We start from the raw sequence: 9,811 nt of genomic DNA, 5'->3' as shown, positions 1-9,811 counted from the left end.
CGACCGAACAGCATTCGGTCGAACCTTTGCGACGAAGCTAGCGAAGCGATGCAGGAGCACAGGTTTTGTACAGCGATGCTGTTTTGTGAAATATTATTTCTAATACTTTTTTATAAAATAGAAAACCGCTGAGAAATTTTTCTCAGCGGTTTTCTTCATCTATTTTCATTTCCGTCCACTACCAAATCCAATTTCCCTGTTTTAGGATCAATTACCAATCCGTGAACCGGAACTTCATTATCCATTAAAGGATGATTGCGTACCATATTGACACTGTGACGGACGCTTTCGGTAACATTATCGAAGCCGCGCAGCCACTCATCGAGATTGACTCCCGAATAGCGCATCATCTCAATAGTTTCTTCAGCAATGCCTCTGGTTTTCATTTTTTCCATTATTTTTTGTGGTTCAATTGCGGACATTCCGCAATCATGATGGCCGATAATATAAACTTCATCGGCATTCAATTCATAAATTGCCACAATCAGGCTGCGCATGATTCCGCCAAATGGGTGATTGATGACCGCACCTGCAGACTTGACGATTTTTACATCGCCATTTTTCAAATTCATGGACTTTGGCAATAATTCGAATAAGCGAGTATCCATGCAAGTCAAAATGACCATTTTCTTATCAGGAAACTTAGTGGTTATGAATTGTTCGTACTTTTCTTCTTCAACAAAATTTTTGTTGAACTCCAGTATTTCATTCAGCATCGACACATTATCCACTCCTTAAACATTTACTCTCCTATATTTTAATCGAAATTTGAACTGATGACTAATCTCAGTCCGGAAAAATAAAAAATTCCGGAAGCGCAAGGCTTCCGGAACAGGTTTATTTTGAAATTTTATCGAGCTTGTCCATCATGACCAAAGATCGTCCGGTCCCGATAGCCACAGATTCGAGCGGCATCGGTGCCATGTGAACAGGCACTGAAATTTCTTCAGACAGCCATTGCTGCATGCCTTTCAGCAGAGCGCCGCCGCCAGTGATGACAACTCCCTGGTCGACGATGTCACCAGACAGTTCGGCAGGGCAATTCTCAAGAGTTGCACGGATGCATTCGAGGATGGCCAACAATGGTTCTTTCAGTGTTTCCTGGATTTCTGTAGATGTTAATGAGACAACTTTCGGCAAGCCAGTCATGATATCCCTGCCGCGAATTTCCATCGTTTCCGCTTTATGCGGAATCAAAGCATAACCGATTTCTTTTTTGATATTTTCTGCCGTACGTTCACCGATTAGAACATTATAATGTTTACGGACATATTGGATGATATCTTCATCCATGCGGTCACCCGCAATTTTTACTGTGTTGGAAGAAACAACGCCTCCAAATGAAATGATGCCGACTTCAGTAGTGCCACCACCGATATCCACAATAACGCTTGCTATCGGTTCGCTGACAGGAAGGTCAGCTCCAATCGCGGCAGCCACCGGCTCTTCGATCAAGTGGACACTTTTAGCGCCGCTTTGTTTAACCGCATCGTGAATCGCACGGCGTTCTACCGATGTTGCACCGGATGGAGTGCAAATCATCACATTCGGCTTACGGTAAGCGCCTCCCAACTGTTTGGCTGCTTTCTGCATGACCATTTTCAATAAATCAGTGGTGACGTCAAAATCTGCGATTACGCCATCTTTCAGTGGACGCACAACGCGGATGGATGTTGGCGTCTTACCGATCATAGCTTTGGCTTCTTCGCCGATAGCGATCACTTTTCCGCTTTTTGTATCAAGTGCCACTACTGACGGTTCGTTTAAAATTATGCCTTTTGCTTTTGTATAAACAAGAATATTTGCTGTTCCTAAGTCAATTCCAATATCCGATGAAGAAAACATGCCTAAACTCCTCCTAATATAAAACAAGTCCATTTTGAATTTTAACACGCTTAAAATAGCGACTCTTTTCAATTGCGTCAGACTGCAATATTACGAGGGCCTATTGGCTCTTTGGGCAGATCATTTATAGGACGTTTGATGTGTAATGTAATCGATGTGCAAATGAAATGTTTCTGAATTGTAATCTATCAGTCATTTAAAACTATTAAAAAAGCAGACCTTTTTAATAAAAAGGTCTGCTTCGGAATTTAATGATCAGAATTTGCGTTCCGGATGCGGATCTACATGTTCTGCGTCATGTGTATGCAACTCTTTCCCCAAAAAATGGAGCAGTGTGAAGAAAAACATGAAGATTACAGCCATAAAACCTAATACTGTGACAATACCAGACAACATGATGATAACTCCCCTCTCGACTATGATTATCATAACTTAGTATACATGATAATGGAAAAAAGATTAAGTGTCGAATTAGTGAGATTTAAAATGCCCAGTTGCCGCTCCTGAAAATCGGCTCGCGTGTGCCATCCTCCAAAATACCGTCAATATCCATCTTGTCAGAACCGACCATGAAATCGACATGGGTAATACTTTGGTTCAAACCGTGCTTAAGCAGTTCTTCGGACGACATCTTCTTGCCGCCTTCCAGACAGAAAGAGTAGGCACTTCCGATTGCAAAGTGGTTTGACGCATTTTCATCGAATAAAGTGTTGTAGAAAAGGATATCGGAAGCAGAAATTGGTGATTCGTGAGGCACTAATGCAACTTCACCCAGGTAATGGGAGCCCTCGTCCGTATCTACCAATTGCTTCAAAACATCTTCCCCTTGTTTTGCTGTTACATCTGTAATTCGTCCATTTTCAAATGTGACTTTGAACTCATCGATGATATTGCCGCCATAGCTGAGTGGCTTCGTGCTTGAAACGTAACCGTTGACGCCATCTTTTTGCGGCACAGTGAATACTTCCTCGGTTGGCATATTTGCCATGAAAGCATCGCCTTTTTCATTGATGGAACCAGCGCCGCACCATAAATGCCCTTTAGGAAGAGCGACTTCGAGATCAGTGGAAGGGGAAGTGTAATGTAATTTCGCATATTTTTTGCCGTTCAGATAATCGACTTTTGTATGCAATAATTCGTCGTGCTCTTTCCAAGCTTCGATCGGCTGATCCAAGTCGGCGCGGACCGCTTTGAAAATAGCATCCCATAAAGCGTCAACTTGCTGATCTTCCGGAAGCTCCGGGAAAACTTTTGACGCCCAGGCTTTTGATGGTGCTGCCAGGACTGTCCAGCTGATTTTATCTGATTGGACATATTGGCGATACTTATTGAGTGCTTGTCCAGTCGCCTTCTGAGAAGCGGCAATTCGTTTCGAATCGATTCCTTTCAAAAGATCCGGGCTTTGCGAAACAATGCTCATGAATGCAGCACCTTGTTCGGCCAATTGCTCACGCTCTTGAACTTTCCAGGAAGGGAACTCAGAGAAAGAATCCTCGGGCGCCATTTCGAAGCGCAATCTTGAGACTTCATCATCATTCCAGTCAACAAAGACTTGTTTAGCTCCAGTCTCGTAGGCTTTTTTTACAATCAGGCGCACAAGCGGTGCAGCCTCCAGTGAAGCTGCTATGTATAATTGTTGGTTTGGCTGTATATTAACGCCTACCTTTACCGCCAATTCTGCATAGCGTGTCAATTTATCATTTAATGATGTCAAATGAATCTCTCCTCTCATCATATATTATAGTATCAATTTTCAGTCATAGTCCGCAATGCCTGCCTGCTAAATATCCAGGTTATTCTAAAAAATATTGGAAAAATATAGTTTTATAGGTCTTAAGTATTTTTTTGAAACTGAAATATTGAAGTTTATTTAAATGTATCGCAGTTATTGAGGTTTTTATGCGAGGGGTTTGAGGAATACATTAGAGAGGAGCTGAGTTTGATGAAAACACAAGTCTTTATCAGCGGTGGCGGTATCGGTGGTCTTGCACTGGCCCTTAAACTTGTTCAGCGCAACGTCGATGTGGTGATGGCGGAGCGATTGAAAGCTAAAGCACCGACTTATAAAGGTGAATTGCTTCAGCCTAAAAGCATGCAGATATTCGAAGGACTGGGCCTATACGACGAAATCACTGCCCGCAGCAACGAAATCAAAATCCTTGATATGCTCGAGCTGTCAAGTTCACTTCAGGTCCGCGACCAGACGTTTATGGATTACAGCGTATTGCCTGGCAAATACAACGCGGCATTTATGGTTCATCATGAAGAACTAAAAGAAATTCTATTGAAAGCCGCTTCCGAATATAAAAATTTCCGCTATATGCCGGGAACGTCTTGCACAGGGTATACCGACAATAAAGCATTGCTCAAATCAGGAAAAGAAAAATTGGAAGTTGAAGCTGATTTCTTCTTTGGTGCAGAGGGCAGGGCATCTGTTACCAGAAAGCATATGGACATCGAAATCAGACAGACTTCCTATAACCATCATTTCTTAACTGTATCTTTTCCAAGGCCAGAAAATTTCAAAGATGGCCAAATTATTTCTACATATAATCGATTCCTCGGATTATTCCCTTTGCCGGATAATCAGGTGCGTTCCGTTTATCTGATTCCAGAAGGAGATTATAAAGAATTGAAAGAAAAGCCCATCAGCCACTTCCACAAACTATACACAGATCTTGCACCGGCAATGGATGGCTATGTACAACAGTTGACTGACTGGAAAAAAATTCAATTGATGATTCCGGTCATGTTCCATGCCCCATCATATGTCAGGGACAATAAAGCGATTATCGGGGATGCGGCGCATGCTGTACACCCGATGGCGGGGGAAGGCATGAATATGGCGATACAGGACGCTGATGTTTTAGGTGAGCTCACTGCGGACATGGTTGAGACCCATAAACAGAATCCCAAAAATCTGAAATGGTATGAAAAAGTGCGTTATAAGAGGGCGGATCATGTAATCCAACTCAGCCATCTGGCTGCACTTGCGTATTCCTATCCATTTAAACCGGTCAGCTTTCTTCGGCAAAAAACATTCGAGCGGATGGAAGAAGACCCGATTCTTCATTTTAAGCAAATGCTTAATGTCTCAGGGCTTGGCATGTGGAAAGAAAACGTAAGGGACAGATTCATCCAGGGCGGCATCATCCCAGTCCGGCTGAGGGATCTTCCGAAAAAATCAAAAGAGCTGAGATATTATACCAGGGAAGACGACTATCCATGGAAAGATGAGGGATTAATATGATAGATGTGATGAAAATGTTTAAAGCCAGGATGTATATGAAGAGAAACGAACCGTTCCTTTACAGTTGGCATGCCTATGTCGGTTATGAATTGGATCTGTTCAAGGCATTTGAACGGCCGATGGCAAAATCGGATGTAGCAGATGCCTACGGATTGGATGAAAATCTTCTGGAGCAATGGGTGGCGGTAGGCGTGTCGATCGGCCATCTCAAGGAGGCTGGACGAGGACGCCATAAGCTCGCCAATTCCTGGAAACTGCCTAAGCCGAAAGGAGATAATTCCTCAGGGGTATTGCTGAAGGAAATGATGGAGCTTCATATTCCGACACTGCTGAGTTATCCGGAAATGATGCGCAACAGCAACCGGCTTCACTTTGATGAAGAAAGGCATGCCGGCACAGTTGCAGAAACCAGCAGATTGCTCGAAGTGCTCGCGATGCCTAAAATGTCGAAGCGAATCCGAGAATATAATATCCGATCAGTTTTGGATATAGGATGCGGTGAAGCCGGTTACATCAAAAAACTGGCTGGACGATTTTCTGATACTCAATTCACCGGAATTGAAATCAGTGAGGAAGTGACAGAGAAAGCTCAGCAGCTGACAGCAGAAGATGACAATATTAAAATTCAGAATGCGGATTTGTGGGATTATAATCCTGAGCAGCCTTTTGATATGGTCATGATGAATAATGTCCTGCATTATATCGATCTTGAAAAGCGTGAGGCGCTGATTCATGAACTGGCTGATTGGGTAAACCCTGGCGGCATCCTGTCCATTGTCACACCTATTGCAGGCAGCAGTGACGATCCTCCTTTTGCGAATGTATTCAACAGCTTCTTTTCTTCCTTCGACAACCTGTACCGCCTTCCCACCCGCGATGAATTGCGTGATTGGGGAGAAGCCGCGGGACTGGATATGCTCGGCATCCATACAGTGATTAAAGAGGGTGGCTGGTATATTGCACAGTACAAGAAACCGGCATAGAAATTAAAGAATAATAAGAAAAGCCTCCGAAATTTTTTCGGAGGCTTTTTAGCTCATTGTGTAAGGAAGCTGTGAATCCGATATTCTGCAAAACAGCTCCGCTTTTTTCTAAAAAAAAAGCGGAAACCCCGGGAAAATCTCAAGGGTTGCCGCTTTTCATTATTTCCGCAATGAGCCAAGTTCCTGGGCGATTGCCTGCATTTCATTTGGTGTGATGTTATCGCGCTTTTTGACCATTTCATACAAATCACGCAAATCTTCATACTGTGAAGCATTGAAATGTTCAGCTTTCATCGCATCGACATTGACCATGCGTAATTTCGCTTTTATTTCCTCGATCATGTAATTGACGTTTTCTGGAGACTGTTTCGATAAGTCCATCATAAGTTCCTGCCTTTCGGTATGGTATGCCTTATCATTTCACTTATCAAAAAAAATGTCAATTTCCTGAACGGGCAAGTTCAGCTTTCTCGTTTTTCTCTTCTTTAGCTTTTGCAACGATTCTCTTCGTTTCGTACACGATTACACCTGACAGACCAAGAAGGCCGATTAAGTTAGGAACTGCCATCAGGCCATTCATCACGTCTGAGAATGTCCAGACAACGGTAAGTGAAGCAGTTGCTCCAAGGAAGACAGCCGCAACGAAAAGGACGCGGTATACAATCAGCAAACTTGGATTCTTGAAAAGATACTGGAAACATTTCTCACCATAATAAGACCAGCCGATAATTGTCGAAGATGCGAAGAAAATAAGGCCAAACGCGACAATGTAAGGACCTACGCCGCCAAGGTACTGGCCAAATGCTGCACTGGTAAGTGGCGCGCCTTCGAGTCCTTCTTGTGTGTAGAGGCCAGACATGACGATTGTAATTCCTGTAATCGAGCAGACAATCAATGTGTCAAACAGGACCTGCGTCATCGACACTAAAGCCTGGCGGCCAGGCATATCCGTTTTTGCAGCAGCAGCTGCAATCGGTGCTGACCCAAGGCCGGCTTCGTTGGAGAATACCCCACGGGCAACACCATAACGGATTGCGGCACCGATCGCACCGCCGGCAGCAGCTTCACCTGTGAACGCAGCGCTGAAGATTGTGCCAATAGCGGCAGGAATCAAGTCGAAATTCATGACCATGATGACTAATCCTGCAATAACATAAAACAGAACCATAAACGGAACAAAGAATGCAGTAACCTTACCGATAGTTTTGATTCCGCCTAAAATTACCAAACCTGCAAAAGCAGTGAGGATAAGTCCGGTAGCCCAAGGAGCCATACCGAAAGTCTCATCGACGATTGACGCGACAGAATTGGATTGTGTCATATTGCCGATCCCGAATGCTGCAATTGCGCCAAAGATGGCGAAAAGGACTGCAAGCCATTTCTGTTTCAGGCCATGCTCCAGATAATACATCGGACCTCCGGCCATCTGTCCTTTTGAATCGGTAATGCGGTATTTTACAGCTAATACGGCTTCACCGTATTTTGTTGCCATCCCGAAGAATGCGGACAGCCACATCCAGAAGACTGCTCCAGGTCCGCCAAGCACGACAGCGGTTGCAACCCCGACGATATTACCGGTGCCGACTGTTGCCGCCATGGCTGTTGATAGAGCCTGGAAGTGAGATATATCGCCTTCGGAATCTTTATCGACATTTTTGGAGAAAGTTAATTTAAGTGCATAAGGCAATAAGCGAAGCTGAAGGAATCCGAGCCGTACTGTAAGGTAAATCCCTGTACCGACAATCAGGATCAAGAGTGGGACGCCCCATACTAAACCACTGATTTCTCCCAATAATTCTTCAAATCTTTCCATCTAATTTCCCCCTAAGTTATGTAATTCTGTTCTCCTGAAATAATTTTGCACCTCCTGTTGATTTAATATTCCGAAAGTTACGCTCAAGAGTCAAGGGTTTTTTAAATTTTTAGGAGATAAGTTTAAATATGTTGAGATTAGGGAAAAATTCAAAAGACACGTTAGAACAAACTATTCTTTGGGAGGAATTCAGAATGAGCCAAAACAAATTGATGACAGGATTATTAGTGGGGGCAGCGGTGGGTGTGATCATTTCCCTGTTTGACCGCAATACCCGCAACGATGTAATGCAGAAATCGAAAAAGGTCTCTGAGAATGCGAAATACTATGCAAGTAATAAAGACGAATTGAAGTCTGCGGTTCAGCAGCAGGCAAACAAATTCCAGAATCTTTATGAGCGCGTTTCCGAAGACGCATCTTATGTTGGGGAAAAAGTCAATGAATTGAAAGAATTGACTCCTCAGGTAAAAGAGATGGCTATGGATACGAAAGAGGCATTCGTCGACACGAAGGAAGCAGTGGTGGATTCAACTCAGGATGTTAAATCTGCTCTGCAGGAAGATAACCCTTCCGCTTCATCATCGTTGACTGATAATAACAGCAGTTCATCTAACAATAATTCGAACCGCGATGCGGAATATGGGAAAAAGCAGTAATTCACTGAATAAGCCCCATAAGACAGAATCCGATCTTCCACAGGAAGGGACGGAGGCGAAGGGACCGAGTTACGATGTCACCCGCTTCCCGGGGTTTATGAAAGAATTATGGAAAAGAATCAATGATGTGGATGTCACAGGACTTGGAGCGCAATTAGCGTTCTTTTTCCTGTTGTCTATTTTTCCATTGCTTATCTTTTTGATAACGCTGTTGCCTTATTTGAATATTGCTGAAGATCAAATCTATCAATTCATGGCGAATGTTGTGCCTGGCGAAATCTATCTTCTTATCGAAGAGACGATCAACGAAATTTTGACCCAGGAAAATCGCAGTCTGCTTTCATTCGGACTCATTGCCACCATCTGGTCCGCTAGCCTTGGCATGAATGCACTTATAAAATCATTGAACCAATCTTATAATGTTGAGGAAAACCGTCCGATCCTGATAGCGAGAGGCATGTCCATCATTACCACTGTGTTAATGATTTTTATTTTATTGATTGCATTGGTCCTGCCAATATTCGGACGCCAGATCGGAATCTTCATCTTTTCGTTTTTTGGTTTGGAAGCAGGATTTTTGGAAACCTGGAATACATTGCGTTTTACGATTCCGCCGTTGATCATTTTTGTTGTGGCGGCAGTAATTTATTGGGCAGCCCCTAATGTGAAGCTGGATTTCAAATCTGTGCTGGCTGGAGCGGCTTTCACGTCGATCGGCTGGCTGGCTGTCTCTTTCGGGTTTTCGATCTACATCAATAATTTTGCGAATTACTCAGCGACCTACGGAGGAATTGGCGGTGTGATCATGTTAATGTTGTGGTTATATGTATCAGCCATCCTATTGATGGTCGGAGGCCAGGTGAATGCAGTCATGCAATCACGCCGCGATATCATAAAACGACTAAACAAAAACACCGGAACAACTTGAATTCACAAGTTGTTCCGGTGTTTTTTGGCGATATTTGGTTATTTAAACAATCAGTTCTCATCGGTAGGCCGTGTTTTGAATTGCTGCATTTTATCGTCCAATTCATCAACCATCGTGATTAAACGATCAATATCTTCCAGTTCTGCGGTTTCCGGTTCAATCGAATCAAGGACTTCCAGGAACATGTTCAAACGTTGTTTCATATAACTTACTTGCTTTTCTCTATCGGTAATGGATTTTCCCATAAGGCACACCTCATTTCGCATTCTATCGTAGCTGATTTACCAATGGATTTCAATCAAACATAGGTAAAAAGAGAGATTTTAGTAGTTTTTC

Annotated in this window: 11 protein-coding genes; 4 read left to right on the top strand and 7 right to left on the bottom strand. The window is 43.3% G+C overall.

Annotated elements, in window-relative coordinates; genetic code table 11:
- Positions 1–155: 155 nt before the first annotated feature.
- The 4 genes from CXF70_RS16385 to CXF70_RS16375 all read right to left on the bottom strand — a co-directional run bounded on the left by CXF70_RS16385 (position 156) and on the right by CXF70_RS16375 (position 3,559).
- Positions 156–722 (bottom strand): beta-class carbonic anhydrase, encoded by a 567-nt coding sequence (locus CXF70_RS16385; RefSeq protein WP_084242291.1) that lies wholly within the window; start codon positions 720–722, stop codon positions 156–158.
- A gap of 115 nt (positions 723–837) precedes the next feature.
- The gene (gene mreBH, locus CXF70_RS16380; protein WP_084242290.1) at positions 838–1,845 is read right to left on the bottom strand and encodes a rod-share determining protein MreBH; all 1,008 of its coding nucleotides are present in this window, start codon (positions 1,843–1,845) and stop codon (positions 838–840) included.
- A 255-nt stretch (positions 1,846–2,100) separates the two neighbouring features.
- A complete protein-coding gene (locus CXF70_RS18405) occupies positions 2,101–2,241 on the bottom strand; it encodes a hypothetical protein (RefSeq protein WP_165850190.1) in 141 nt (46 codons plus the stop codon).
- An 85-nt stretch (positions 2,242–2,326) separates the two neighbouring features.
- Positions 2,327–3,559: an aminopeptidase gene (locus CXF70_RS16375; RefSeq protein ID WP_101803543.1), complete on the bottom strand. Its 1,233-nt coding sequence runs from the start codon at positions 3,557–3,559 to the stop codon at positions 2,327–2,329.
- A gap of 228 nt (positions 3,560–3,787) precedes the next feature.
- On the opposite strand from CXF70_RS16375, the gene CXF70_RS16370 reads away from it, so the two are divergent.
- Both CXF70_RS16370 and CXF70_RS16365 read left to right on the top strand, forming a co-directional pair.
- Positions 3,788–5,095, top strand: a complete 1,308-nt coding sequence (locus CXF70_RS16370; protein ID WP_101803542.1) for an FAD-dependent oxidoreductase — start codon at positions 3,788–3,790, stop codon at positions 5,093–5,095.
- Entirely contained in the window at positions 5,092–6,078 is a 987-nt protein-coding gene (locus CXF70_RS16365; protein ID WP_084242286.1) for a class I SAM-dependent methyltransferase, read from the top strand. The genes CXF70_RS16370 and CXF70_RS16365 overlap by 4 nt, the downstream gene beginning before the upstream one ends.
- 159 nt (positions 6,079–6,237) lie before the next feature.
- Here CXF70_RS16365 and CXF70_RS16360 read toward each other — a convergent pair whose 3' ends face one another.
- A complete protein-coding gene (locus CXF70_RS16360; RefSeq protein WP_084242285.1) occupies positions 6,238–6,459 on the bottom strand; it encodes a DUF1128 domain-containing protein in 222 nt (73 codons plus the stop codon).
- 58 nt (positions 6,460–6,517) lie between these two features.
- On the bottom strand, positions 6,518–7,891 hold the full coding sequence (locus CXF70_RS16355; RefSeq protein WP_101803541.1) for an alanine/glycine:cation symporter family protein: 1,374 nt from the start codon (positions 7,889–7,891) through the stop codon (positions 6,518–6,520).
- Positions 7,892–8,085: 194 nt separating this feature from the next.
- Between CXF70_RS16355 and CXF70_RS16350 the strand changes: the two genes are divergently transcribed.
- Both CXF70_RS16350 and CXF70_RS16345 read left to right on the top strand, forming a co-directional pair.
- On the top strand, positions 8,086–8,547 hold the full coding sequence (locus tag CXF70_RS16350; RefSeq protein ID WP_101803540.1) for a YtxH domain-containing protein: 462 nt from the start codon (positions 8,086–8,088) through the stop codon (positions 8,545–8,547).
- Positions 8,531–9,475 (top strand): YihY/virulence factor BrkB family protein, encoded by a 945-nt coding sequence (locus CXF70_RS16345; RefSeq protein WP_101803539.1) that lies wholly within the window; start codon positions 8,531–8,533, stop codon positions 9,473–9,475. Before CXF70_RS16350 ends, CXF70_RS16345 begins: the two co-directional genes overlap by 17 nt.
- A 50-nt stretch (positions 9,476–9,525) precedes the next feature.
- Here CXF70_RS16345 and CXF70_RS16340 read toward each other — a convergent pair whose 3' ends face one another.
- Positions 9,526–9,720, bottom strand: coding sequence for an SE1561 family protein (locus CXF70_RS16340; RefSeq protein WP_084242282.1), 195 nt, complete (start codon positions 9,718–9,720; stop codon positions 9,526–9,528).
- Positions 9,721–9,811 lie beyond the last annotated feature (91 nt).

This window comes from Planomicrobium sp. MB-3u-38, assembly GCF_002836425.1.
Taxonomy (GTDB): Bacteria; Bacillota; Bacilli; order Bacillales_A; family Planococcaceae; genus Planococcus; species Planococcus okeanokoites.
The sequence above is the reverse complement of the archived record's forward strand: the minus strand, read 5'-3'. Positions and strand labels throughout refer to the sequence as shown.

Coding starts and splice junctions, on each gene's coding strand:
- mreBH (WP_084242290.1), bottom strand. CDS start 1,845: ATGTTTTCTTCATCGGATATTGGAATTGACTTAGGAACAGCAAATATT.
- CXF70_RS18405 (WP_165850190.1), bottom strand. CDS start 2,241: ATGTTGTCTGGTATTGTCACAGTATTAGGTTTTATGGCTGTAATCTTC.
- CXF70_RS16370 (WP_101803542.1), top strand. CDS start 3,788: ATGAAAACACAAGTCTTTATCAGCGGTGGCGGTATCGGTGGTCTTGCA.
- CXF70_RS16365 (WP_084242286.1), top strand. CDS start 5,092: ATGATAGATGTGATGAAAATGTTTAAAGCCAGGATGTATATGAAGAGA.
- CXF70_RS16360 (WP_084242285.1), bottom strand. CDS start 6,459: ATGGACTTATCGAAACAGTCTCCAGAAAACGTCAATTACATGATCGAG.
- CXF70_RS16355 (WP_101803541.1), bottom strand. CDS start 7,891: ATGGAAAGATTTGAAGAATTATTGGGAGAAATCAGTGGTTTAGTATGG.
- CXF70_RS16350 (WP_101803540.1), top strand. CDS start 8,086: ATGAGCCAAAACAAATTGATGACAGGATTATTAGTGGGGGCAGCGGTG.
- CXF70_RS16345 (WP_101803539.1), top strand. CDS start 8,531: ATGGGAAAAAGCAGTAATTCACTGAATAAGCCCCATAAGACAGAATCC.
- CXF70_RS16340 (WP_084242282.1), bottom strand. CDS start 9,720: ATGGGAAAATCCATTACCGATAGAGAAAAGCAAGTAAGTTATATGAAA.